The organism is Luteimonas sp. A478 (assembly GCF_054052025.1).
This window is the reverse complement of the sequence record NZ_JBSVRF010000001.1, coordinates 650,647-674,365: the sequence shown is the minus strand read 5'-3', so window position 1 is coordinate 674,365 and position 23,719 is coordinate 650,647. Positions and strand designations below refer to the sequence as shown.

The following is a 23,719-nucleotide window of genomic DNA, read 5'->3' as shown; positions in this document are numbered from 1 at the left end:
CCGTGTGGGCCGTTCGGCACCGCGGCCGCTCTCGGGCGATAATGCCCGGCCCTGCATCAATACCTCAACGCCATGCTCGATCCCAACCTGCTGCGCAACGACCTCCCCGCACTTGCCGAACGCCTGCAGCGCTCGCGCGGCTTCACTCTTGACGCGGGTGCACTCGAGTCACTGGAGGCGGAGCGCAAGCAGCTGCAGGTCCGGACCCAGGAGCTGCAGAACCAGCGCAACACCCGCAGCAAGGAGATTGGCAAGGTCAAGGCGCAGGGCGGCGACGTTGCTGCCCTGATGGCCGAGGTCGCAGGCTTCGGCGAGGAGCTGAAAGCCAACGAGCAGGCGCTGCAGGCCAAGCGCGATGCGATCGAACGGATCGCCCTGGAAATCCCCAATCTGCCCGCCGACGACGTGCCCGAGGGTGCCGACGAAGACGGCAACGTTGAAGAGCATTGCTGGGGGACCCCGCGCCAGTTCGACTTCCCGGTCCGCGACCATGTTGATCTCGGCGCGCGGAATGGCTGGCTGGACGGCGATACCGCAGCCAAGCTTTCAGGCGCGCGCTTCACCGTGCTGCGCGGCCAGCTGGCGCGCCTGCACCGGGCCCTGTCGCAGTTCATGCTTGACCTGCACACCGGCGAACACGGTTACGAAGAAACCAACGTGCCGGTGATCGTCAATGCCGAGTCCATGACCGGAACCGGCCAGCTGCCCAAGTTCGAGGATGACCTGTTCGCCACCTCGGTGGGGGAGGCCAAACGCTACCTGGTGCCTACCGCCGAGGTGCCGCTGACCAATATCGTGCGCGATGAGATCGTGGAAGCGGACCGCCTGCCACTGCGCATGACCGCCCACTCCATGTGCTTTCGCGCCGAAGCCGGCAGCCACGGGCGCGACGTGCGCGGGATGATCCGCCAGCACCAGTTCGAAAAGGTGGAGCTGGTGGCGATTTCAACGCCGGAAACGAGCGAGGCCGAACACGAACACATGGTGCGCTGCGCCGAAGTGGTGCTGGAGAAGCTGGGCCTGCCGTACCGCCGGATGCTGCTGTGCAGCGGCGACATGGGCTTTTCCGCGCGCAAGACCTGGGATCTGGAAGTCTGGCTGCCTTCGCAGGAGAAGTACCGCGAGATCTCGTCGGTTTCCAACTGCGGTGACTTCCAGGCCCGGCGCATGCAGGCGCGCTGGCGCAACCCAGATACCGGGCGCCCCGAGCCTGTACATACGCTCAATGGCTCCGGCGTCGCCGTGGGCCGCGCCCTGGTGGCAGTAATGGAAAACTATCAGCAGGCTGACGGCAGCATCGAGGTGCCGGAAGCGTTGCGTCCCTACATGGGCGGGCAGGAACGCATTGCCTGAAGGCGGCAAAGCGCTCAAGGCCGCCGTGTGCTGTAAAAGCGGGACAAAAACCTTTAAAGTAGGCGCATCGTTCTATTAAAGGGCTCGCCATGCAGGATCTGAATGATCTTTATTACTTCTCCGTCGTGGTGGACCATGGCGGCTTCGCCGCCGCCGAGCGCGCCACGGGCATTCCAAAATCGCGTCTGAGCCGGCGGATCAGCCAGCTCGAAAGCGAGCTGGGTGTCCGCCTGCTGCAGCGCTCCACCCGCCGCTTTGCGGTCACCGACGTGGGCCAGAGCGTCTATCGCCATACCCAGTCGATGCTGGCCGAGGCCCAGGCCGCGCGCGAAGTGGTCGACCGGCTCAGCGCCGAGCCCCGCGGCGTGGTTCGCGCCAGCGTTCCGGTCAATATCGCCCAGCAGCTGATGCCCAAGGTGCTGCCGGACTTCCTGGCACGCAATCCGCAGGTGCGCGTGCAGATGCACGTGAACAACCGGCGCGTGGACCTGATCAACGAGGGCTTTGACATAGCCATCCGGGTGCGCACGAAGTTCGACGACGACGGCAGCCTGATCATGCGCAGCTTCGGCCCGATCCAGGAGCTGCTGGTGGCCAGCCCCCGCTATCTGGACGGGGCAGGGCGACCGGACGAGCCGGAAGACCTTGCCGAGCACACCACCATGACCATGGCCGAGGATGAAGTGCGCCAGCGCTGGGAACTGCAGCGCAACGGCGAGACCCGGCGGATCGACCTCAAGCCGCGCATCTCCGGCTTCGACTTTCCCATGCTGATGAGCCTGGCCAAGCAGGGCCTAGGAGTCACCATGCTGCCGGAAACGGTGTGCGCGGACGCGGTCCACAGCGGCGAGCTGGAAGTGGTGCTGCCCGAGTGGCGCCTTCCCCAGGGCATCGCCCACGCGGTGTTCGCTTCGCGCCGGGGCCTGCTGCCGGCGGTGCGCGTGTTCATTGATCACCTCGCCGAATACATGCCGGGCCTGATCGAGCAGTCCAGTCTCAACTGCAAGGGCGAGCAGGAAAAAGCCGCGTAGAAAAACTGCGCTGTCGTGCGACAATGCCCGCTCTCAGCGCCGGCAACCGGCATGGCACGGGCCGCTGGGATAGGGGCAGGGACAGGACAATCGGAGAGATGGCCGAGTGGTTGAAGGCACCGGTCTTGAAAACCGGCAACGGGAAACCGTTCGTGGGTTCGAATCCCACTCTCTCCGCCAGTTCCACCGTCCGCCCCGATCGGCCAGTGCCACAATGATCCCCTGACCCGCTCAGGGGCATGGGGATTTCCAAGCATGGATACGATCCTGGCTGCGCTGGACCTGGAAGGTGACAGCGAAGCGGTGTTGATGCGCGCGCTGCAGCTTGCGCAGGCGCATTCGGCACGCCTGGTGTTGTTGCACGTGGTGGAAACCGGCGCCCTTGGAGCGGCTGCCGCAGCCTACGGCTGCGCCGAGGATGGCCTGCGCGGGCTGCTGCAGCGCCAGGGGCGCGAGGCGCTCGGCAACCTGCTTGATGGCATTGCCGATCCGGAACTGCAGGTGGAGTTCGGTCCTGCACACGTGGTCATCGTGGACGTGGCCGAAGCGATTGGCGCCGACTTGGTGGTCATGGGGCCGGGTGCGCGGGCGCGCATGCTCAAGGGCCGGGCGCTGGGCACCACCGTCGATCGTGTGGTGCGCAGCCTTCCGGTGTCGCTGCTGGTGGTGCGCAGCCTGCCCGAGCTGCCCTACCGGCGGCTGACCGTTGCGGTGGACTTTTCCCCGCAGTCGACGGCGGCGTTGCAGGCCGCACGCAGGCTGGCGCCGTCAGCCGTGCTGCGCCTGGTGAACGTGGTGCATGTGCCCGATCCGTTCCAGCAGGCCATGCTGCGGGCGGGGGCTTCCCACGCTGATATGGAGTCCTTCCGCACTGGCCTTTACAACAAGGCGCGAGCCGACCTTGCAGCCCTGGTCGCGACGCTGGAGTTGCAGGGCAGGGTGGTCACGCGGGTGATGAAGAACGAGCCGGGCGCGGCCCTGCTCAAGATGAGCAAGGGCCCGAGGGCCGACCTGATGGCGGTTGGCGCAGATGGACGCGGCGCAGTGCGCGGCGCGTTATTGGGACACGTGACCCGCCGACTGCTGTCGGAAGCAGGTTGCGATGTACTGGTTGGACGATGAGCTGCGGCAACCGGGTTTGCTTGCGCCGCCGGGATGGCAGCGATAGCCTGAGCCCCGAGGGGGGAATTGAGAGGGGGATACAGGGATGATGATCAGGGTTTTCATGGTCGATGACCATGCTCTGGTGCGCACTGGATTGCGCATGATTCTTGCCACTGAAAGTGATATCGAAGTCGTTGGAGAAGCGGACTGCGGCGAAGATGCCCTGCCGCTGATCCGCAAGCTGAAACCGGACGTGGTCCTGTGCGACCTGCACCTGCCCGGGGTCAGTGGATTGGAAGTCACCGAACGGATCGTCCGTGGAGACTACGGTTCGCGCGTGATCGTGGTGTCCGTGCTTGAAGATGGTCCGATGCCAAAGCGCCTGATCGAAGCCGGTGCTTCCGGCTACGTGGGCAAGGGTGGCGACGCCAGCGAGCTGATCCGAGCGGTGCGCACGGTGGCCGGTGGCAAGCGCTACCTGGCCAGCAGCATCGCCCAGAACCTGGCGCTGGCCGGCCTGGCCGGGGGAGAGAGTCCCTTCGATGCGCTGACACCGCGGGAGATGGAAATCGCGATGCTCCTGATCCAGGGCCTGCGCCAGGAACAGGTGGCCAGGCACCTGAGCCTGAGTGCGAAGACCATCAACACCCACAAGTCGCGGCTGTTTGAAAAGCTGCAGATCACCGACATGATTTCGCTGGCGCGCCTGGCCAGCCAGTACGGAGTGATCGATCCAGCGCAGACGCTGTAGCAACAGCGTCCGCGCTGGTCGTGCGCAGGCCGGTCAGGCGCTGCGCGGCTGGTCTTCGTCCTTGGTCGCTGCAACGTCGCCGTCGGCAGCCTGTTCCTCAGGCTCGTCTTCGGTGGCGGCAAGCGGCGCAGGTTCGGGTGCCGGCGCGTCCACAGGTGCCGGAGCAGGGTGTTCCGCGGCCGCGGAGACCTGCGTCCCGTGCTGCTGCTCCTGCTGCTCCTGCTCCGGTGCCGGTGCCGGAGCTGCTGCGACTTCCTGCGCATCCGCCGTCACTGCGTCCGCAGCTTCCGTCGCTGGCTCCGTGACCGGCATTTCAGTCTGGGCAACGGTCGCAGGAGCTGGGGTGACCGGACCGGGGCTTTCTCGCCCGACCGGTGCCGGCGCTTCCACGTTCGCTTCGGCAACGACAGCCTGGCTGGCCTCCGTCGCGGCGTTGCTGTCGGCAGCGGTAGCCGCCGCCTCAGGCTGCAAAAGAGCGGCTACTGGGGCTGGATCACGGTCAGTTTCGGGCTCCACAGGGGCCGGGGTGGAAGATTTTTCCTCCATGCCAGTGGCCGCTGTGGTCGGCTCGTCGGTCTTCTGCGACTGATCCACTGCGTCTGCCGTTGCTGCAACGACAGGCGCGGAAGCCTTGCGGCTCCGGCGTTGGGGGCGGGGAGCCTTTTCCCGTTCCGGCTCAGACGGATCGGCTGCGCTCGAAGCGTCCTCGAAATCGAATTCCGGCTGGCTTGCCTGGGCGGCAATGACCTCGGCCGCCGCCTCAACATCTTCCGAAGAGTCGTCCAGCGCGTCTACCGAAGTTTCGGCGTTCGCACCGCCCCTGCGACGACGCCGGCCGCCACGACGGCCACGGCGCCTGCGCGGCGTCCCGTCGTCGGCCGGGGTGGTCTCATCGTTGAGTTCAGCGGATGCCTGGGCACTGGCGGCGCCTTCAGCCGCTTGGCTGGCGATCACGGCCGGAGCATTGTCAGCCTCGGGCGGGGTGAGCGGGGCACGTGTATCAGCCTGGGTCGCAGCAACGGCACCGGCTGCGACTACCGATGCGGCGGTTTCTTCGGCTGCCTGGGTCAGGCTGCCTTCGCGACCCTGGTTTTCAGGGGTCTGCTTTTCAGCACCCTGCCTCTGGCGCTGTCCGCGGCTGGACTGGGACTGCTTCTGGGCGCGGTTGCCGCGACCCTGCTGCTCCCGCTCCGACTGTTCCGCGTCCGGCTGCCCGCGTCCCTGCTGGTTTCCGTCTTCTTTCGCCTGGGCCTGTTTGCGGCCCCTACGCTGCTGCTGGTCTTCGCGACGCTCGTTGTTGCCGCCGCGGCGCTCGCCGTTGCGACCCTGGCGGCCGTTGGAGCGGCGCTGCTGGCCGCCGCGCTCGGAACCCTTGCCGGCGGAATCACGATCACGCTCGCGGCGCGCCGGCTGCTCCGGCTCTGGAGCGGGAGCCGGACCGAACAGGCTCTTGACCCAGGCGACCAGTCCGCCAGCTGCAGGCGCGGCGGGCGTTGGTGCTGGAGCCGCTGCGGGAGCGGGAGCTGGAGCCGGTGTTTCCTCGCGCGGTTCGCGCACCGGGGCAGGCTGCGCCGGGCGGACATTCTTGATCGCGGCGGCCGGCGGCACGTTCAGATTGGCCTTGCTCAGCGCAATGGTGGACAGCTTGCGGGGCGTACCACGCTGATAGCTTGGGCGGCTGGTTTCCTCACCCAGCTCGTTGTCGCGGATCCGGGAGACCTCGTAGTGCGGGGTCTGCAGGTAGCGGTCGGCAACGATCACGATAGGCGCCGTGTGCCGGCCCTCGATCTCGGCCAGTGCGGCGCGCTTCTCGTTGAGCAGGTAGTTGGCGATATCCAGCGGTGCATGCACCAGGATCTGCCCGGTGTTGTCCTTCATCGCGTGCTCTTCGGCCACGCGGATGATCGACAGGCTCAACGACTCGACGCTGCGCATGCGACCGTGGCCTTCGCAACGCGGACACACGATCTGGCTGGATTCGCCCAGCGAGGCGCGCAGCCGCTGGCGGCTCATTTCCAGCAGGCCGAACTTGGAGATGCGGCCCAGCTGCACGCGCGCGCGGTCGTACTTGAGCGCACCCTGCAGGCGGTTCTCCACCTCCCTCTGGTTCTTGTTGGAGGACATGTCGATGAAGTCGATCACCACCAGGCCGCCCAGGTCACGCAGGCGCAGCTGGCGGGCCACTTCATCGGCGGCTTCCAGATTGGTGTGGAACGCTGTTTCCTCGATATCGCCGCCGCGGGTGGCGCGGGCCGAGTTCACGTCGATAGCGGTCAGGGCCTCGGTCTGGTCGATCACCAGCGCGCCACCGGAGGGCAGGCGGATGGTGCGCTCGTAGGCGTTCTCGATCTGCGACTCGATCTGGTAGCGGTTGAACAGTGGGGTGTCGTCGGTGTAATGCTTGAGCTTGCGCAGGTTGTGCGGCATCACCTGCTCGACGAACTCCTTCGCCTCTTCAAACATTTCCGGGGTATCGACCAGGATCTCGCCGATGTCTGCACGCATGTAATCGCGCAGCGCACGGGTGATCAGCTGCGACTCCTGGTAGATCAGGAACGGGGCAGGCTTGCTCAGCGCCGCGTCACAAATAGCCTTCCAGATGCCCAGCAGGTAGTCCAGGTCCCACTGCAGTTCCTCGGCATCGCGGCCGACGCCTGCGGTGCGGATGATCACGCCCATTTCGTCGGGGATGGCGAGCGAGTCCATGGCCTGCTTGAGCGCGACGCGGTCGTCGCCCTCGATCCGGCGCGACACGCCGCCCGCAGTAGGGGAATTCGGCATCAGCACCATGTAGCGGCCGGCCAGGGAGATGAACGTGGTCAGAGCCGCACCCTTGGTGCCGCGCTCTTCCTTGTCCACTTGGACTACGACTTCCTGGCCCTCACGCAGCAGCTCGCGGATACCGGCTTTGTGGTCGACACCCGCCTGGTAGTAATCGCGGGAAATTTCCTTCAGCGGCAGGAAGCCGTGACGGTTGCCGCCGTATTCAACGAAGGCAGCCTCGAGCGAGGGCTCCAGACGGGTGATGCGGCCTTTGTAGATGTTGGATTTTTTCTGTTCTTGGGACGGCTGCTCGATATCGATGTCGTACAGGCTCTGTCCATCCACGATCGCCACGCGCAGTTCTTCGGCCTGCGTGGCATTGATCAACATGCGTTTCATTGTTGCGTTCCTCGCGCGCTGCTACCGCGCGGAACGCCGTGGAGCGTTTCGTCTGGTGTGGCTTCAGGCTGCGCCAGCGGGAGCTGTGGATCCGCTTGCCGGGACGATAATCGTCCCGCGCCGCGGCGCGGCCGTCAGGTTGTTCCAGCGCTACGACACCACGGCAAGCCGCGGGAGCGCTTGTTGTTTTACTGTTCGTCGTTACAGGACCGGCGGCGACTTCCAGCTGAGCCGGGAGGCGCCGCACGGGGCATGTTCAGCACCATTCCAGGGGATGACCGATAGGATGTCCCGTTGGAACGGACGATGGCCGGGCTTGCCGATGAGCCGCTAACATGTCCGCCCCGGGGGCGGTGGCCGCGTACTGCAATCGGGATCGAGGGAGCGGGTTTTCGGCCCGGCTTTCCTGTTCTGGCATCGCCGAGGCGATACCAGCGCAACTCCCTGCGAAATCAAACCCTTATATCGCGCCGCGAGTGTAGCAGATCAAGAGGCACGCATGAGCCATCCGGACAGTACCGTTCCACCCTCCCGCGGCGCCCACATGGTGCGGGTTTCAGAGGACCGCGATGGCCAGCGGCTGGACAATTTCCTGCTGGGCCAGCTCAAGGGTGCGCCACGCAGCCTGGTCTACAAACTGGTGCGTTCCGGACAGGTCCGGGTGAACGGGGGCAGGGTCAAAGCCGACCGTCGCCTGGTGGAGGGCGACGAGGTGCGGATTCCGCCGGTGCGGCTGGAGGAATCAGGTGACCGCGGAACGCCGCCGAAAGGGCTGATGAAGGCACTGGAGGAGGGAATCGTATTCGAAGACGAGCGGCTGCTGGCGCTCAACAAGCCGACTGGAGTGGCCAGCCACGGAGGCAGCGGGATCGGATTTGGTGCCATCGAGACCCTGCGGGCGCTGCGGCCGGACCAGTCACTTGAACTGGTGCACCGGCTCGACCGCGACACCTCCGGTATTTTGTTGTTCGCCAAAAAGCGCTCCGCGCTGACCCAGCTGCAGGCGCTGCTGCGCGAAGCTGATGGTGATGCGCGCAGCGGCATTTCCAAACGCTATCTGGCCCTGCTGGCGGGGCGGATGCCCGATGGCACCATGAGCGTGGACGCGCCGTTGCACGTGGGCCTGCGCCAGGGCGGAGAACGCCACGTACAGGTCAACGAGGCCGGCAAGCAGTCGCTGAGCCATTTCCGCCTGCTGGAGCGGCGCGGAGGGCATTCTTACTGCGAAATCCAGATTGAAACCGGCCGTACCCACCAGATCCGGGTGCACGCGCAGCACATCGGCTACCCGGTGGCCGGCGACGACAAATACGGCGACCCGGTGATCAACCGGCGCCTGCGCGACAAGGTTGGACTCAGGCGCCTGTTCCTGCACGCGGCATCGCTGGAGTTTTCGCTCGATGGGGGGAAAGCCCCCTATCTACTGCACGCGCCGCTGGCGCCGGAGCTTTCACAGGTGCTGGACGCCCTGGCCTGAGCAGCCCCGGCCCGAACCCGCAGCGCATGGCAATGTGGTCAGCGCTGCCAGGGCCAGGATTATCCGGCCAGCGCGTCGGCCTTGGCTGCGCAGATGAAATCATTCTCGGACAGGCCGCCCACGTCGTGGGTGGAATAGCGGACCACGCAGCGATCGTAGTGCACGCCGAGGTCAGGGTGGTGGTCCTGGGCGTGGGCCATGAATGCCAGCGCGTTCACGAAGGCCATGGTCCGGTAATAGTCCTTGAAGCGGAAGGTCCGTACCAGGGCCTGGCCCTGTTCGGCCAGCTCCCAATCCGCCAGCTGCGGCAGGAGTTCGCGCACCCGGGCCTCGCTGAGGCGGTGTTCCGGTCCGCTGCGGGGCACGCAATCGGCCTGGGCAAGAGGGGTGAGGTCTGGCATGGCAGGACTCCTGGGACGTCGACGGCAGGGCCCCCGGTCGACTGGTGTTCGGAATACCGGGAGCAGGACGGATAGAATACCCGCATGATCCAGATCTCAGAGAACGCCCAAACCCACTTCCGCAAGCTGATCGAACGCGAGGACCTGCCCGGCCTTGGCGTGCGCCTTGCGGCTGTCCATCCCGGCACCGCCCAGGCTGACGTGCGCCTGGAGTTCACCGAACCCTCCGACCTGAAAGGCGATGAGTGGGCGGTGGACTGCGAAGGCTTCACCCTGTGGCTGGATGCCGACAGCGTGAAGTTCCTCGACGGTGCGGACATCGACTACACCACGCAGGCCACCGGTGGCCAGCTGCAGATTCGCGCGCCGAAGATCAAGGGAGAGGCGCCGGAAGCCGGTGCTTCGCTGGTGGAACGCGTGCGCTGGCTGATCGAGCACGAAATCAATCCGCAGCTCGCCAGCCACGGTGGCCACGTGTCCCTGCAGGAAGTCACCGCTGAAGGCGTGGTGGTCCTGCGCTTTGGCGGCGGCTGCCACGGCTGCGGCATGGCCGACGTGACCCTGAAACAGGGGATCGAGAAGACCCTGGTGCAGAAGGTCCCGGGCGTGACCGCGGTGCGTGACGCCACCGATCACGACACCGGGACGGCGCCCTACATCAAACGCAGCTCGGGCTGAGCGGACGCCGCGGGTGTTGACCCCGGCGGAATTCATCGATGCGCTGCAGCGGCGGCAGCTCCGCTCCATCCGTCCCCGGCGGGGCGGAGATGGCCTGCCACCCGGCTGGCAGGAATGGCTGGACCAGGCGCGAGGGCGCATCGACCCCAATGACGGCCGCAAGTCGCGTGAACTCATTGCGGCTGCAGTCGCGCGCGGCCGCTTGCCGTCGGTGGAAACCGGAGGGTTGTGGTGGTCACTCACGCCAGGCTGGCTGAGGGGCTGGGAGCCGCCCCGACGCGATGAGCGGGGCCTGCGCATACTGGCGCGCACGTTTTCCTTCCTGTTGCACCTGGTATTGGTGCTGGCGCTGGCCTGGCTGATGCACGCCCGGTTCGTGCTGGCGCCGGATGCGGACACCCAGCGCGGTGAGCACGTGATCGAAGTCCAGTTCATCGGCAGTGGCACGCCGGAAGAGGAGGGCGGAGGCGCAGAGCCCGCGCAGGCCGATGCCGTCCCGGAGCCGGAAGCCGATCCTGTGTCGCCTCCGCCTCCGCCTCCGCCTCCGCCTCAACCGCAGGAACCTGCACCGCCTGATGTGGCGGAGAGCGTGCCCGAGCCATCGCCCCCGGCCGAGGTACCGCCGGTGGCGGAACAGCCGCTGGCAATCACTGAAACGGAGCAGCCGGACGGCCCGTTCCTGCTGCCGCCCATTCCACCCGTTGATATCGAGGCGCCCCCTGTGCGTGCGGTGGAGATCGCGCCGCACAGCCGCGATATCGAGCTGGCGCAGCCGCGGGAGCTGGCCGCGCCGGTGATCGCCACGGTTGATGTCCCGCCGCGCGAACTTGCGCAGCCGGAGGTCAGGATCCGTGAGCGGGAGGTCGTTCTGCCGCCGCAGACACAGGCACTGCCGGTCCCGGATATTGCCGCGCCGCAGATCGCTACGCCCACGCTGGAACAGCCAGTCCGCTCAGCCCGGATCCGCGACGTACCCATGCCGCCGGCGCCTGAGCCGGCACCGGCACCGGCAGTTGCCGGCGATGCTGTTGCGGAACCGACCGCGTCGGAGAATGCGTCCACGACTCCCAGCGAGCAGTCCGACCCAGGGCGCGGACCGGCTCCCGCGGTGCAGGAAGGGGCCTGGTCCAGTCCGCGGCGGGATGACGACTGGGGCGATTCCAGCCAGGAGCGCGCGGGTGGCCAGGAAGGAACGGCCAGCCTGTTCAACCCCGATGGCAGCCCGCGGCTGCCCGGCGAAGGGCGCGTGGGAGGAGGCCTCCCTCCGGGCACCATTACCGAAGATTACGAACGCATCGACCGCATGGGAACCTGGCTCAAGCGGCCTCCCACTGACTACGAGCCGACCAGCCTGGACCGCTTCTGGATACCCGATGAAAACCTGCTGGAGGAATGGGTGCGGCGCAGCGTACGCACGGTGCTGATCCCGATCCCCGGCACCAGCAAATCAATCCGCTGCGATATCGTCACCCTGGCCCTGGCCGGTGGCTGCAGCATTGTCGATCCGAACCTGCAGGACAAGCCGGCTTCTGCGCGGCCTCCGCCGGACGTGCCTTTCCGTCCGGAGCTGCACGAGGACCAGGAAGGCCTCAGCGACGACGTGTGGAATTGAGCTCCCGGCCTCTACAGTAGGAGCGCGCCGCGCGCGCGAAACCGCGTGACGTTAATCGGCGCCGCGCAGTTTCGACCCCAAGGCACTCACCGAAGCTCCTCCGCAAGACATGATTCACGCGGCTTCGCGCGCATGGCGCGCTCCTGCATCGGAGAGGTGGAGGCACCGACGATCGCCGCATGGCGGCGTGCGGGCAGCAGGACAGGCCGGCCCGCTGGGCCGGCCGGGGCGGTCAGTACGCGCCGCTGAGGTCGGTCAGCTGGGAGGGCTGGGAGGCGAAGAACGCCGCCAGGTCCGCAATCTGCTGGTCCGTCAGCCCCTGGGCCTGGTTGGACATGAGCGAATGGTCGCGCCGGCCGCTGCGGTACTGCTGCAGGGCATGGCCCAGGTAATCCTCGTATTGACCACCGATTTTCGGATAGGTCGGATCCAGCGGCTGGTTGCCGTCCACGCCATGGCAGTCCACGCAGGTCTGGCCGGTGGCTTCGCCCTTGACGCTGGCCTGCAGCTCACCGGCCTCGACGCGACCCTTCGGCAGTCCCGCCGACGAGCTTTCACCGTCGGCCGGAGCGCAGGCGGTCAGCGCCGCGGCGGCGACGAAGAGGGAAACGAACACGGCGTTTTTCGACTTGATCATGGCGTCCCTCACTTGTTCACGCTGGACAGGAAGGCTGCCAGGGCGGCGATGTCCTGATCGGAAAAGCTCTTGGCCTGGGCTTCCATGGTCGGATGGCGCCGCGTGCCACGCTTGTATTCGGTCAGCGCGTTGGTGAGGTATTCCTTCGACTGCCCGCCGATCTTCGGCACCCGGTAGGCGGGATAGGCATTCCGGTACTCCGGGATGCCGTGGCAGCCCATGCAGGTATAGCCCAGCATGCGGCCTTCCTCGACGGAGCCTTCCGTCGGTGCAGTAGCGTCCAGTTCCTGGGTGAAAGCCGCGAAAGGAAGCGCGGCGAGAGCAAGGCAAGCGGCAAGGTGCAGCGGTCGCATCATGTATTTTCCCGCGTTTTTGTTGGCTGGATGTAGCGTGACTGACTGCCATATGGGCGCCGCTGACATCATCCCCCTCGGCGCTCCATCGGCGCAGTATAGCCTGCCGTACAATCGCTGCCCCAGCTTCCTGCAAGGAGGCGGCTGGATGCGGATGGGGAGCGGTTTTCCCGCGCAATTGCAGGCTTTGCCAGGACCACCATGACCTTTGGCGGATTTGCGCTTACCGGTCCGGTGATATACATAACTACAACACCAAACAGAGTCACCTCCCATGCTTGCAACTTCTTCCAGGAGTGGCCACCGCCTGTGGTCGCTGTTGTTGATTGCCGCGCTGACGGTACTGGCTGCCTGCAGCCGGCCGCAGGGCGATGCCCAGGCCGGCAACAGCGAACAGGAACAGGCCGTGCCGGTGGAGGTGGTGGAGGCTGCTCCGCGCACCATCGCCGCCAGCTATACCGGCACCGCTTCACTGGAGCCGCTGGCAGAAGCCCAGGTGGTGGCCAAGACCTCCGGGGTGGCGCTGCAGGTGCTGGTGGAAGAAGGCCAGGCAGTGAAGGCAGGCCAGGCACTGGTGCGTCTGGACCCGGATCGCGCGCGCCTCGCGGTGGCGCAGATCGAGGCCCAGATGCGCAAGCTGGAAAGCAACTACCGCCGTGCCGAACAGCTGGCGGCGCAGCAGCTGATCAGCGCCGGCGAACACGACCAGATGCGCTATGACCTGGAAAATGCGCGCGCGTCCTACAACCTCGCGCGCCTGGAACTGTCATACACCACGGTGACCGCGCCGATCTCCGGAGTCATCGCCTCGCGATCGATCAAGACGGGAAACTTCGTCCAGATCAACACTCCGATCATGCGGATCGTGGACAACTCACGCCTGGAAGCCACGCTCAACGTACCCGAGCGCGAGCTGGCCACCCTCAAGGCCGGACAGCCGGTGAAGATGCAGGTGGATGCATTGCCGGGCCAGGTGTTCGAAGGCCGCGTTGACCGGGTCGCACCGGTGGTGGACGCGGGCAGCGGCACCTTCCGGGTGATCAGCGTGTTCGAAGGCGAGCAGGTATTGCAGCCGGGCATGTTCGGCCGCTTCCGGATCGATTACGACCAGCGCGCCGACGTGCTGACGATTCCGCGCCTGGCACTGCTGGAGGATGAAGGCGATCCGATGGTCTACCTGGTCCGCGATGGGCTGGCGTACCGCACGCCGGTGGAGCCCGGCCACGTGGACGGCGGCTTTGTCGAAGTGGTCAGCGGCCTGGCAGTGGGCGACCGGGTGGTCATCGCCGGCAAGGCTGCGCTGCGCGATGGCAGCACCGTGCAGGTGATCGGCGACAGGGCGGTCGATCCCGGGCCGGCAGTCGCCGAAGAAGGCGCGCAGCAGGCAGACGGTAAGAGCCAATGAGCAGCGTGGTGGAATTCGCCACCCGGCGCCGGGTCACCGTGGCCATGGTGACGATCAGCTTCCTGCTGTTCGGCCTGATCGCGCTGGGCAACCTGCGGGTCAACCTGCTTCCCGACCTGAGCTATCCCACCCTGACCGTGCGTACCGAGTACACCGGCGCGGCACCGATGGAGGTGGAAACCCTGATCACCGAGCCGGTGGAGGAAGCGCTGGGCGTGGTCAAGGGCCTGCGCAAGCTCAAATCGGTTTCGCGCACGGGCCAAAGTGACGTGGTGCTGGAGTTCGCCTGGGGCTCCGACATGGACCAGGCCAGCCTGGAGGTGCGCGACAAACTGGAGACGCTGCAGCTGCCATTTGAAGTGCAGCCGCCGGTGCTGCTGCGTTTCAATCCTTCCACCGAGCCGATCCTGCGCGTGGCGCTGTCGGCCGCAGCCGAAGGTAACGAGGTTGGGCAGCTTAATTCTCTGCGGCGCTATGCCGACGACGACCTCAAGCGGCGGCTGGAGTCGGTTCCCGGGGTCGCGGCGGTGCGGGTCGGCGGCGGCCTGGAAGATGAGATCCAGGTGGAACTGGACACCCAGCAGCTGGTGCGGATCGGACTGCCCATCGAGAGCGTGATCCAGCGGCTGCAGCAGGAAAACATCAACCTGTCCGGTGGACGGCTGGAGCAGGGCAACCAGCGCTATCTGGTGCGCACGGTCAACCAGTTCTCCAGCGTCGACGAGATCCGCAACATGCTGGTGGCCACCCAGTCCGCCAGCTCCGGCGGTGGCGGGGCGGAAGAGGTGGCGCGGATTGCCGCCGCCTCCGGCGATGCTTCGGTGATGGCGGCAGCCATGTCCGCGCAGAGCGCGGCTTCGGCGGGCAATCGTGCCGTTGCCGATGGCCGCCCGGTGCGCCTGGGCGATATCGCCACGGTCACCCAAGGCTACAAGGAGCGTGAGGCGATCATCCGCCTGGATGGGCGCGAAGCGGTGGAGCTGGCGCTTTACAAGGAAGGCGACGCCAACACCGTGGCCACCGCCGACGCGGTGCACGCACGCATCCTGCAGATCCGTGAGCGGCTGCCGGCAGACATCAACCTGACCGTGGTCGACGACCAGGCCAAGTTCATCCGCGCGGCGATCAGCGACGTCAAAGTGGACGCGGTGATTGGCGGCGCGCTGGCCATCCTGATCATCTTCCTGTTCCTGCGCAGCGGCTGGAGCACGCTGGTGGTGGGGCTGTCGCTGCCGATCTCGATCATCACCACCTTCTTCTTCATGGACCAGCTGGGCCTGAGCTTGAACGTCATGTCGCTCAGCGGCCTGGCGCTGGCGGCGGGCCTGGTGGTGGATGATTCCATCGTGGTGCTGGAAAGCATCGCCAAGGCGCGCGAGCGCGGGCTGGGCATCCTGGCGTCGGCGATCGAGGGCACGCGCGAGGTCAGCATGGCAGTGGTGGCATCCACGCTGACGATCATTGCCGTGTTCCTGCCGCTGGTGTTCGTGGAAGGAATCGCCGGACAGCTGTTTGGTGACCAGGCGCTCACGATTGCGATCGCGGTCGGCGTATCGCTGCTGGTGGCGGTCACCCTGATCCCGATGCTCAGCTCGCTCAAGGGCAGGCCGCCGCTGGCATTCCCGGACGAAGCCGTCCGCCAGCCGTGGCGGCCGCAGCGACTGTGGCAGAAGCCGTTTGCCGCAGTGGGCCGCTGGGTCAGTGCCGCGGTGCGGGGGGCGCTGTACCTCGTGTCGTGGCTCGTGGTGCGCGGGTGGCGGCTGCTGACAGCCGTGGTGTCTCCCGTAGCGGACCGCGCCAGCGGCGCGGCAATGCATCTGTACGGCCACGCGGAAGAGCGTTACCTCCGGACGCTGCCGCGTGCGATCGCCCGGCCGGGCCTGGTGCTCGGGATCGCCGCCGGGGCATTTGCGCTGGCATTGATGGTCGTGCCGATGCTGGGAACGGACCTGATCCCCCAGCTCGCCCAGGACCGCTTTGAGATGACCGTCAAGCTGCCGCCGGGCACGCCGCTGCGGGAAACCGACCGCGTGGTGCGTGAGGTGCAGGCCCGGCATGCCGATGATCCCGGCATCCAGGTGCTGTTCGGCGTCAGCGGTACCGGCACGCGGCTGGACGCCAGCCCTACCGACAGCGGCGAGAACGTTGGCAAGCTGAGCGTGGTGATGGCGGGAGGTGGCAGCCGCGCCCTGGAGGCGGAGCTGATCCAGCGCCTGCGTCAGACCGTCAGCGTCTACCCCGGCGTGCAGGTGGATTTCAGTCGACCATCGTTGTTCAGCTTTTCCACGCCGCTGGAGATCGAACTGCAGGGCCAGAACCTGGAAGCACTGGCCGCTGCCGGGCAAAAGATGGCTGCCATGCTGCGCGCCAACCCCAACTACGCGGACGTGAAATCCACCGGTGAGCAGGGGGCGCCGGAGATCCAGATCGTGTTCGACCAGGAGCGTGCAGGCTCCCTGGGCCTGACCACACGCGAGATCGCCGACGCCGTGGTGCGCTCGGTTCGCGGTGAAGTCGCCACCCGCTACAACTTCCGCGATCGCAAGATCGACGTGCTGGTCAGGGCGCAGGAAAGCGAACGCGATTCGGTGGAGCGGATCCGCAACCTGGTGGTCAATCCCGCTGCCGCCCGGCCTGTCCGCCTCGCGGCGGTTGCAGACGTGGTGGCGACCGTTGGCCCGAGTGAAATCCACCGCGCCGACCAGGGACGGGTGGCGATGGTCTCGGCCAACCTGGCCGGCATCGACCTGGGCACCGCAGTGGCCGAAGTCCAGCAGATGGTGGCTGCCGACCCGCTGGGTGCCGACATCTCCATGCATATCGGCGGGCAGGGCGAGGAGCTGGGTGAATCAATCCGCTCGCTGATGTTCGCCTTCGGCCTGGCCATCTTCATGGTCTATCTGGTGATGGCCTCGCAGTTCGAGTCGCTGCTGCATCCGTTCGTGATCCTGTTCACCATTCCGCTGGCGATGGTCGGCGCGGTGCTGGCGCTGCTGGTCACCGGCAACACGATTTCGGTGGTGGTGTTCATCGGCTTGATATTGATGGTCGGTCTGGTGGTGAAAAACGCGATCATCCTGATCGACAAGGTCAACCAGCTGCGCGAGGCCGGCGTGGCCAAGCGCGAGGCGCTGGTCGAGGGCGCGCGCTCGCGTCTGCGGCCGATCGCCATGACCACGCTCAGCACGCTGTTCGGTTTCCTGCCGCTGGCACTGGCCTTCGGCGAAGGTGCCGAGGTGCGATCGCCCATGGCGATCACGGTGATCGGCGGGCTGCTGGTGTCCACGCTGCTGACCCTGCTGGTGATCCCGGTGGTGTACGACCTGCTCGATCGCCGCGGCGATGCCTGGTATGCCGAACGCGGCCGGCGTGCGCGCCTGGGCGCGGCGGCGGAAGAGGGCGGAGCGGAGCGGCAGTCGGCATGAGCCTCGCCGAGCTCAGCCTCAAGCGCCCGGTCACCACCGTGATGCTGTTCGTCTCACTGTTCGTAGTGGGGCTGATCGCCGCGTTCCGCTTGCCCCTGGAAGCGCTGCCGGACGTGTCGGCCCCGTTCCTGTACGTGCAGCTTCCCTATCCCGGATCGACGCCGGAAGAGGTGGAGCGCAACGTGCTGCGGCCGGTGGAGGAGGCGTTGGCCACCATGACCGGCATCAAGCGCATGCAATCCAACGCCACCGCTGACAGCGCCGGCGTGTTCCTGGAGTTTTCCGATTGGGACCGCGACACCGCCATTGCCGCTTCCGAGGCGCGCGAACGCGTGGATGCGGTGCGTGGTGAACTGCCGGACGACTTCCGCCGCTACTTCGTGCACAAATGGTCCACCAGCGACGCGCCGGTGCTGCGGGTGCGGATGGCCGCAGACACCGACCTGACCGGCGCCTACGACCTGCTTGACCGCCAGCTCAAGCGGCGCATCGAACGGGTGCCGGGGGTAGCCCGGGTGGAGATCAGCGGCGCGCCGCCGAACGAGGTGGAGATCGCGATCGATCCTGATCGATTGAGCGCGCATGGGCTGGAACTGAATGCCCTGGCGTCGCGCCTGCAGACGGTGAACTTCTCTGTTTCCGCCGGCCTGATCGAAGACGGCGGGCAGCGCCTGCGGGTCCAGCCGTTGGGAGAGATCAACGACCTGCAGGAGCTGCGTGACCTGCCGCTCAACGAACGCGGCCTGCGCCTGGGCGACGTGGCCGACGTCCGCTTCAAACCTTCGCGGATGGACTACGGTCGCCGGCTGGACGGCCGTTCAGCGGTGGGCCTTGAGGTCTACAAGGAGCGCGATGCCAACCTCGTGGAGGTCTCGCGCGAGGCGCTTGCGGCGCTGGAGGAGGCACGTGAGAACCCCGCGTTGCGCGGCATCGATTTCCGGGTGACCCAGAACATGGGTGATGAGGTCACCGACTCACTTTTGGAGCTGGCCGAGGCCGGGCTGATCGGCCTGCTGCTCTCGATCGTGGTGCTGTTCTTCTTCCTGCGCCACTGGCCGTCGACGCTGATGGTCACCCTGGCAATCCCGATCTGCTTCGTGATGACCCTGGGCTTCATGCACTTCTTCGGCGTGACCCTGAATGTTCTCAGCCTGATGGGGCTGCTGCTTGCGGTCGGCATGTTGGTCGACAACGCCGTGGTGGTGGTGGAGAGCATCTACCAGGAACGCGAGAAGGTGCCGGACCAGCCTTGGCGCGCGTCGGTGGTGGGCACCCGCAACGTGGCCATTGCTCTCTCGGCGGGCACCATCTGCCACTGCATCGTGTTCTTGCCCAATCTGCTGGGCGAGACCAACAACATCAGCATCTTCATGGCCCAGATCGCGATCACCATTTCGGTGTCGCTGCTGGCCTCGTGGCTGGTGGCGGTGAGCCTGATCCCGATGCTGTCCGCGCGCATGAAGACGCCGGCCGCGGTGCAGCGTCCGGGCGGCCTGATCCCGCGCATGCAGCAGCGCTACGCCCGTGTACTGCGCTGGAGCCTGGAGCACCGCGGCTGGAGCGTGGTCGGGATCCTGCTGGTGATCGCCGTCAGCGTGGTGCCGATGACGCAAACCAAATTCGACATGTTTGGCGGCGGCGAGGCGGGCGAGCTGCAGCTCTACTACCAGTGGAAGGGCAGCTACACGCTGGACCAGGTCTCCGATGAGGTCCTGCGGGTGGAACGCTACCTGGATGAGAACCGCGAGCGCTTCCGCATCACCCAGGTGTATTCCTGGTTCGGCGAGCAGAGCGACGCCGGCACCATGATCACCGTGGACAGCAGCGTGCGCGACAGCAGGCCGATCGCTGAAGCGATCAGCGCCGGGCTGCCCGTTTCGGCACGGGCCGATATCGGCGTGCGCGGTAGCGGTGAGCAGGGCGGGGGGCTGGGACAGAACGTGCAGGTGCAGCTGGTCGGCGACAGCATGGAAGTGCTGCGCGACCTGGGCCAGGACCTGGTGCCGATCCTTGCCCAGCGGCCGGAGCTGCGCGACGTGCGTATCGAAGCAGGGGACCGTGCCAACGAACTGAGCGTGCGGGTGGACCGCGAGCGTGCGGCCGCATTCGGCTTCAGTGCCGAGCAGGTCTCCACCTTCGTTGGCCTGGCGCTGCGCGGCAACCAGCTGCGCGAGTTCCGCCGCGGCGACAACGAGGTGCCGGTGTGGGTGCGCTTTGCCGGCGCCGAGGAATACAGCGCCGAGGACATTGCCACGTTCACCGTGCGCTCGCCGGACGGTCGCACGGTGCCGCTGATGGCCATGGTCGACATCTCGATCGACCCCGCCGCCAACCGCATCACCCGCACCGATCGGCAGACCTCGCTGGCAATCCAGGCCAACCTGGGCGGCGAGGCCACCATGGCCGAGGCTCGCGCCGCGATGGAACAGACCCTGGGCGCGGTAGCGCTCCCGGCCGGCTACGGCTACAGCTTCGCCGGTAGCGGGTTTGAAGAAGACCAGCAGGCCATGGGCCAGATGATGTTCAACCTGCTGCTGGCCATTGTCATGATCTACGTGGTCATGGCCGCGGTGTTCGAATCGCTGCTGTTTCCCGCGGCGATCATGAGCTGCGTGCTGTTCTCGATCCTGGGCGTGTTCTGGCTGTTCTGGCTCACCGGCACTTCGTTCACGGTGATGGCTTTCATCGGCATCCTGGTGCTGATGGGGGTGGTGGTGAACAACGGGATCATCATGGTCGAGCACATCAACAACCTGCGCCGCACCGGAATGAGCCGCATCGATGCGCTGGTGGCCGGCAGCCGCGAACGCCTGCGCCCGATCCTGATGACCATGGGCACGGCGGTGTTGGCCATGGTGCCGATCTCGCTGAGTGAGACGGTAGTGCTGGGCGGCTTGGCCTATTCGCCGATGGCGCGGGCAGTGGCAGGCGGGCTGGCGTTCTCCACCATCGTCAGCCTGCTGTTCCTGCCGACCATCTACGCCATCCTCGACGACCTGGCCAACAGCACCAAACGGGTCCTGCGCCGCACCCGCGGCGTGGACACCCGGCGCGACCCGGCAACCGCCCCGCAGTAGGAGCGCGGATCCTCGGTCAGGCCATCAGTTTGCCCGCGATCCGCAGGCCGGCCACCCACACCCCCAGGCTGGAGCCCAGGTTGGTGAGGATGAAGTTGAGCAGGGTCCGCGATACGCGGTTGCGGTACCAGCCGCGCAGCGTGGCGGCATCGTCGCGCAGGGCGAGGAAGTCCCCGTAGGCGGGCTTGCGGAAATGGGCTTCGACCAGGCCGCTGAACAGTCCCGGCGATACGCCGGGTGGACGGAAGGGTTTGAGCGGCGCCGAGACGGCCGCTGCGATGACGCCGAGCGGATGCCCGGCAGCGACGATCGTCCCCAGCGCTGCAAAACCCGCGGTGATCACTACCCATTCCAGCACCAGCTGACGGCCCATCTCGGCGCCACCCTGCCAGTAGCCCCAGCCGATCATGGCCAGGATCAGCACCATGATCGCGGTGCCAATCCAGCGCAGCCCGCGTGTCGGTGGCACATGCTCAAGCGCCTCACGGGTGTCTTCCGGGCGATCCTGGTCTTCGGCCAGATGCCGTGCCAGACCCGCCAGATGGCCGGCCCCGACCACGGCCAGCACTTCCCTGGACCCAGACGGCACCTGGCGCAGGCGCGCTGCCATGTAACGGTCGCGCTCGGTGATCACGCTTGCATACAGGGCAGGGCTGGCCTGGGCGAACTCGCCGAAGGTTGATTCGAGGATGTCACCCTGCTTGAGCTTCTCGATCTCCTCCTCGCCCATTTCGTCGCTGCTGAGCAGGCCGGCAAACAGGCCGCTGGCCAGTTTCATCTTGCCGAAGAAGCCCAGGCTGCCCGATGCGCGGCGGAAGGTCAGGCCGACATCGCGGTCGATCAGCTCCAGGGCGAGACCGCGCTCCTGGGCGACCGCGGCGGCCCGCTTCAGTTCGGCCCCGGGTTCGATCCCCAGCTGTTCAGCCAGGCGGCGTTGATAGGCGGCCAATGCCAGGTTGGCGGCAAACATCGCCACGCGGCCTTTGCGGATCACCTGCACCAGGTCAAGTTTGGCCAGCGAATCAGGGTTGGTCAGTGCCTGCAACCGGGCTTCGTCGAGCTCCACCGCGACGGTGTCGAAACCGCCGGTTTCAATCGCGTCTTCCACAGCGTCCACGCTGGCGCGGGAGACGTGGGCGGTTCCAAGCAGGGTGTAACGCACGCCATCGCGTTCAACGACGGCATGCGGCTGTTCCTGCCACAGTGAGGGCTGGGTATCTGTCATCGGGGGGCCGGGCCTGCTGTCTGGGTTCAATCGATGTAGCGGCGAAGCAGATCGGCGTAAGCGTCAATGCGGCGGTCGCGAAGGAACGGCCAGATCCGGCGCACGTCCTCGCTGCGGGCCATGTCGATCTCGGCCAGCAACACTTCCGGATCGCCACCTGCCTCGGCCAGGAATTCACCCTGCGGGCCCAGCACGTGGCTGTTGCCCCAGAAGTCGACGCCTGAGGCGCCCAGCGGGGAGGCTTCATGCCCGACCCGGTTGCAGGACAGCACCGGCAGACCGTTGGCAACGGCGTGGCCGCGATGGCTGATGATCCAGGAATCGCGCTGACGCTGTTTCTCGTCCTGGTCGTCGTCCGGATCCCAGCCGATGGCAGTGGGGTAGAGCAGGATCTCGGCGCCCGCCAATGCCATCAGGCGCGCGGCTTCCGGATACCACTGGTCCCAGCACACCAGCAGGCCCAGTCTGCCGACGGAACTGTCGATGGGGGTGAAGCCCATGTCGCCCGGGGTGAAATAGAACTTCTCGTAGAAGCCCGGGTCGTCGGGAATGTGCATCTTCCGGTACTTGCCGAGCAGGGTGCCATCGGTTTCCAGCACCACTGCCGTGTTGTGATACAGGCCGGGCGCCCGGCGCTCGAACAGCGAGCCGACGATGACCACGTTGTGCTGCTTCGCCAGCCTGGACAGACGCTCGGTGCTGGGTCCGGGGATGGATTCTGCGCGATCGAACTCATCCACCGATTCGTGCTGGCAGAAGTAGGGGCCGTTGTGCAGTTCCTGCAGCATCACCAGCCTCGCGCCGGCGGCTGCGGCCTCGGCGACGCGGGTTTCAATGACGGCCAGGTTTTCCTCGGCATCGCCGTGGTTGCGCTCCTGGATCAGCGCGACGGAAAGAGTCTTGTTTTTCATCGGCCCATTGTAGGGTGCGCTGCGTTTCGCCGTGCGAATGCCGGGGCGTGTGTACCTGCCCCCGCAGGATGCGGTTCACGCCGCCAGGCTGCCCTTTGGCATCTGCATGGTGAGGCAGTGCAGGCTTCCGTTCTGCCATACCAGCGGGCGGCAGGGAACCTGGACGATCTCCCGGCCGGGGAAGGCTTCTGCCAGGACTGCAGCGGCCTGGTCGTCGGCGGGGTCATCGTAGGCCGGCATCAGCACCGCGCCGTTGATGATCAGGAAGTTGGCGTAGGAAGCCGGCAGGCGGCGACCGTTGTCCGTAACCGGGGCCGGCCAAGGCAGCGGGAAGAGTCGATACGCGGAACCATCGCGGGTACGCATGGCGGCAAGCTCGTCGGCCATCGCCTGCAGTTCGGCGTGGTGGCTGTCGTCCGAATCGTCGCAGGACTGGTAGACGATCGCGTCCGGCGCGGCAAAGCGGGCGAGGGTGTCGATGTGGGCGTCGGTATCGTCGCCTTCCATGTACCCATGCCGCAGCCACAGGAAGCGGTCCTGCAGCAACCATTTTCCCAGGCGTTCCTCCAGCTCTGCCTGCGACAGCGTGGGATGGCGCTCCTGCAGGCAGCGCAGGGTGCTCAGCAGCGTCCCCTCGCCATCGGTTTCGATCGCGCCACCTTCCAGAGCAAAATCAATTTCTTGCAGGGTATTGTTCGCGAAGATTCCAGCTGCATGCAGCTGGCTGACCAAGCGGTCATCACGGGCGGCACCGAACTTCCCGCCCCAGCCGGTGAAGCGGAAATCCAGCAGGCGAAAGCCTTCGCCATCGCGCAGCGTCACCGGACCGGTATCACGCAGCCAGGTGTCGTCGTATTCCACTTCCACGAAATGGACCCGCGACATGTCGATCCGGGCCGAAGCCAGTCGGGCTCGCGCGTAGGCTTCCACATCGGCGTCTGCAACGCAGATCACCGCTGGCTGGAAGCGGGCGATCGCCTCCACCAGACGGATGTAGCAGTCCTCGATCTCACCCAGCCGATCAGCCCAGTCGGTGCCGGCGTGAGGCCACGCAAGCAGCACCGCGGACTGTGATTCCCACTCCGCGGGGAAACGCATCTGACCTGCAACCATTTGA

The 23,719-nt window shown here is 66.4% G+C and carries 17 protein-coding genes and 1 tRNA gene; 11 read left to right on the top strand and 7 right to left on the bottom strand.

Annotated features, from left to right (window positions below; translation table 11 throughout):
• Positions 1 to 72: 72 nt before the first annotated feature.
• The 5 genes from serS to ACW7G3_RS03105 all read left to right on the top strand — a co-directional run bounded on the left by serS (position 73) and on the right by ACW7G3_RS03105 (position 4,239).
• Positions 73 to 1,353 carry a serine--tRNA ligase gene (serS, locus tag ACW7G3_RS03125; protein WP_456980993.1) on the top strand — a complete coding sequence of 427 codons (1,281 nt, stop codon included), beginning with the start codon at positions 73 to 75 and terminating at the stop codon, positions 1,351 to 1,353.
• 89 nt (positions 1,354 to 1,442) lie between these two features.
• On the top strand, positions 1,443 to 2,384 hold the full coding sequence (locus ACW7G3_RS03120; RefSeq protein ID WP_456972347.1) for a LysR family transcriptional regulator: 942 nt from the start codon (positions 1,443 to 1,445) through the stop codon (positions 2,382 to 2,384).
• Between the two features lie 92 nt (positions 2,385 to 2,476).
• A tRNA-Ser gene (locus ACW7G3_RS03115) sits at positions 2,477 to 2,564 on the top strand.
• A 75-nt stretch (positions 2,565 to 2,639) separates the two neighbouring features.
• Positions 2,640 to 3,506: a universal stress protein gene (locus ACW7G3_RS03110; protein ID WP_456980992.1), complete on the top strand. Its 867-nt coding sequence runs from the start codon at positions 2,640 to 2,642 to the stop codon at positions 3,504 to 3,506.
• An 85-nt stretch (positions 3,507 to 3,591) separates the two neighbouring features.
• Entirely contained in the window at positions 3,592 to 4,239 is a 648-nt protein-coding gene (locus tag ACW7G3_RS03105; protein ID WP_456980991.1) for a response regulator, read from the top strand.
• 33 nt (positions 4,240 to 4,272) lie between these two features.
• Here ACW7G3_RS03105 and ACW7G3_RS03100 read toward each other — a convergent pair whose 3' ends face one another.
• Complete coding sequence (locus ACW7G3_RS03100) at positions 4,273 to 7,401, bottom strand: Rne/Rng family ribonuclease (protein WP_456980990.1); 3,129 nt, start codon at positions 7,399 to 7,401, stop codon at positions 4,273 to 4,275.
• Positions 7,402 to 7,900: 499 nt separating this feature from the next.
• Here ACW7G3_RS03100 and ACW7G3_RS03095 point away from each other — a divergent pair, with 499 nt between their 5' ends.
• Positions 7,901 to 8,878 (top strand): RluA family pseudouridine synthase, encoded by a 978-nt coding sequence (locus ACW7G3_RS03095; protein WP_456972339.1) that lies wholly within the window; start codon positions 7,901 to 7,903, stop codon positions 8,876 to 8,878.
• A gap of 59 nt (positions 8,879 to 8,937) precedes the next feature.
• Here ACW7G3_RS03095 and ACW7G3_RS03090 read toward each other — a convergent pair whose 3' ends face one another.
• The gene (locus ACW7G3_RS03090; RefSeq protein ID WP_456972337.1) at positions 8,938 to 9,279 is read right to left on the bottom strand and encodes a 4a-hydroxytetrahydrobiopterin dehydratase; all 342 of its coding nucleotides are present in this window, start codon (positions 9,277 to 9,279) and stop codon (positions 8,938 to 8,940) included.
• Between the two features lie 84 nt (positions 9,280 to 9,363).
• Between ACW7G3_RS03090 and ACW7G3_RS03085 the strand changes: the two genes are divergently transcribed.
• Complete coding sequence (locus tag ACW7G3_RS03085) at positions 9,364 to 9,957, top strand: NfuA family Fe-S biogenesis protein (RefSeq protein WP_456972335.1); 594 nt, start codon at positions 9,364 to 9,366, stop codon at positions 9,955 to 9,957.
• A gap of 16 nt (positions 9,958 to 9,973) precedes the next feature.
• Positions 9,974 to 11,569, top strand: coding sequence for a hypothetical protein (locus ACW7G3_RS03080; protein WP_456980989.1), 1,596 nt, complete (start codon positions 9,974 to 9,976; stop codon positions 11,567 to 11,569).
• Positions 11,570 to 11,801: 232 nt separating this feature from the next.
• Here the strand turns inward: ACW7G3_RS03080 and ACW7G3_RS03075 are convergent, their stop codons facing one another.
• Both ACW7G3_RS03075 and ACW7G3_RS03070 read right to left on the bottom strand, forming a co-directional pair.
• Positions 11,802 to 12,206 carry a c-type cytochrome gene (locus ACW7G3_RS03075; protein ID WP_456980988.1) on the bottom strand — a complete coding sequence of 135 codons (405 nt, stop codon included), beginning with the start codon at positions 12,204 to 12,206 and terminating at the stop codon, positions 11,802 to 11,804.
• An 8-nt stretch (positions 12,207 to 12,214) separates the two neighbouring features.
• Positions 12,215 to 12,559, bottom strand: coding sequence for a c-type cytochrome (locus ACW7G3_RS03070; RefSeq protein ID WP_456972820.1), 345 nt, complete (start codon positions 12,557 to 12,559; stop codon positions 12,215 to 12,217).
• A gap of 274 nt (positions 12,560 to 12,833) precedes the next feature.
• Here ACW7G3_RS03070 and ACW7G3_RS03065 point away from each other — a divergent pair, with 274 nt between their 5' ends.
• Genes ACW7G3_RS03065 through ACW7G3_RS03055 form a run of 3 tightly spaced genes read left to right on the top strand, consistent with a single transcriptional unit; the run spans position 12,834 to position 20,466 of the window.
• A complete protein-coding gene (locus tag ACW7G3_RS03065; protein ID WP_456980987.1) occupies positions 12,834 to 13,964 on the top strand; it encodes an efflux RND transporter periplasmic adaptor subunit in 1,131 nt (376 codons plus the stop codon).
• Entirely contained in the window at positions 13,961 to 17,389 is a 3,429-nt protein-coding gene (locus ACW7G3_RS03060) for an efflux RND transporter permease subunit (protein ID WP_456980986.1), read from the top strand. The genes ACW7G3_RS03065 and ACW7G3_RS03060 overlap by 4 nt, the downstream gene beginning before the upstream one ends.
• On the top strand, positions 17,386 to 20,466 hold the full coding sequence (locus tag ACW7G3_RS03055) for an efflux RND transporter permease subunit (protein WP_456980985.1): 3,081 nt from the start codon (positions 17,386 to 17,388) through the stop codon (positions 20,464 to 20,466). Before ACW7G3_RS03060 ends, ACW7G3_RS03055 begins: the two co-directional genes overlap by 4 nt.
• 16 nt (positions 20,467 to 20,482) lie before the next feature.
• Here the strand turns inward: ACW7G3_RS03055 and ACW7G3_RS03050 are convergent, their stop codons facing one another.
• The 3 genes from ACW7G3_RS03050 to ACW7G3_RS03040 all read right to left on the bottom strand — a co-directional run bounded on the left by ACW7G3_RS03050 (position 20,483) and on the right by ACW7G3_RS03040 (position 23,700).
• Positions 20,483 to 21,691: a TraB/GumN family protein gene (locus tag ACW7G3_RS03050; protein WP_456980984.1), complete on the bottom strand. Its 1,209-nt coding sequence runs from the start codon at positions 21,689 to 21,691 to the stop codon at positions 20,483 to 20,485.
• 26 nt (positions 21,692 to 21,717) lie between these two features.
• A complete protein-coding gene (locus ACW7G3_RS03045; RefSeq protein WP_456980983.1) occupies positions 21,718 to 22,602 on the bottom strand; it encodes a carbon-nitrogen hydrolase in 885 nt (294 codons plus the stop codon).
• Positions 22,603 to 22,677: 75 nt separating this feature from the next.
• Positions 22,678 to 23,700, bottom strand: coding sequence for an agmatine deiminase family protein (locus tag ACW7G3_RS03040; protein WP_456980982.1), 1,023 nt, complete (start codon positions 23,698 to 23,700; stop codon positions 22,678 to 22,680).
• Positions 23,701 to 23,719: the final 19 nt, after the last annotated feature.

Excerpts from the sequence above, each read along its gene's own strand:
- serS (WP_456980993.1), top strand. The coding sequence starts at position 73 with ATGCTCGATCCCAACCTGCTGCGCAACGACCTCCCCGCACTTGCCGAA.
- ACW7G3_RS03120 (WP_456972347.1), top strand. The coding sequence starts at position 1,443 with ATGCAGGATCTGAATGATCTTTATTACTTCTCCGTCGTGGTGGACCAT.
- ACW7G3_RS03110 (WP_456980992.1), top strand. The coding sequence starts at position 2,640 with ATGGATACGATCCTGGCTGCGCTGGACCTGGAAGGTGACAGCGAAGCG.
- ACW7G3_RS03105 (WP_456980991.1), top strand. The coding sequence starts at position 3,592 with ATGATGATCAGGGTTTTCATGGTCGATGACCATGCTCTGGTGCGCACT.
- ACW7G3_RS03100 (WP_456980990.1), bottom strand. The coding sequence starts at position 7,401 with ATGAAACGCATGTTGATCAATGCCACGCAGGCCGAAGAACTGCGCGTG.
- ACW7G3_RS03095 (WP_456972339.1), top strand. The coding sequence starts at position 7,901 with ATGAGCCATCCGGACAGTACCGTTCCACCCTCCCGCGGCGCCCACATG.
- ACW7G3_RS03090 (WP_456972337.1), bottom strand. The coding sequence starts at position 9,279 with ATGCCAGACCTCACCCCTCTTGCCCAGGCCGATTGCGTGCCCCGCAGC.
- ACW7G3_RS03085 (WP_456972335.1), top strand. The coding sequence starts at position 9,364 with ATGATCCAGATCTCAGAGAACGCCCAAACCCACTTCCGCAAGCTGATC.
- ACW7G3_RS03075 (WP_456980988.1), bottom strand. The coding sequence starts at position 12,206 with ATGATCAAGTCGAAAAACGCCGTGTTCGTTTCCCTCTTCGTCGCCGCC.
- ACW7G3_RS03070 (WP_456972820.1), bottom strand. The coding sequence starts at position 12,559 with ATGCGACCGCTGCACCTTGCCGCTTGCCTTGCTCTCGCCGCGCTTCCT.
- ACW7G3_RS03065 (WP_456980987.1), top strand. The coding sequence starts at position 12,834 with ATGCTTGCAACTTCTTCCAGGAGTGGCCACCGCCTGTGGTCGCTGTTG.
- ACW7G3_RS03060 (WP_456980986.1), top strand. The coding sequence starts at position 13,961 with ATGAGCAGCGTGGTGGAATTCGCCACCCGGCGCCGGGTCACCGTGGCC.
- ACW7G3_RS03055 (WP_456980985.1), top strand. The coding sequence starts at position 17,386 with ATGAGCCTCGCCGAGCTCAGCCTCAAGCGCCCGGTCACCACCGTGATG.
- ACW7G3_RS03050 (WP_456980984.1), bottom strand. The coding sequence starts at position 21,691 with ATGACAGATACCCAGCCCTCACTGTGGCAGGAACAGCCGCATGCCGTC.
- ACW7G3_RS03045 (WP_456980983.1), bottom strand. The coding sequence starts at position 22,602 with ATGAAAAACAAGACTCTTTCCGTCGCGCTGATCCAGGAGCGCAACCAC.
- ACW7G3_RS03040 (WP_456980982.1), bottom strand. The coding sequence starts at position 23,700 with ATGCGTTTCCCCGCGGAGTGGGAATCACAGTCCGCGGTGCTGCTTGCG.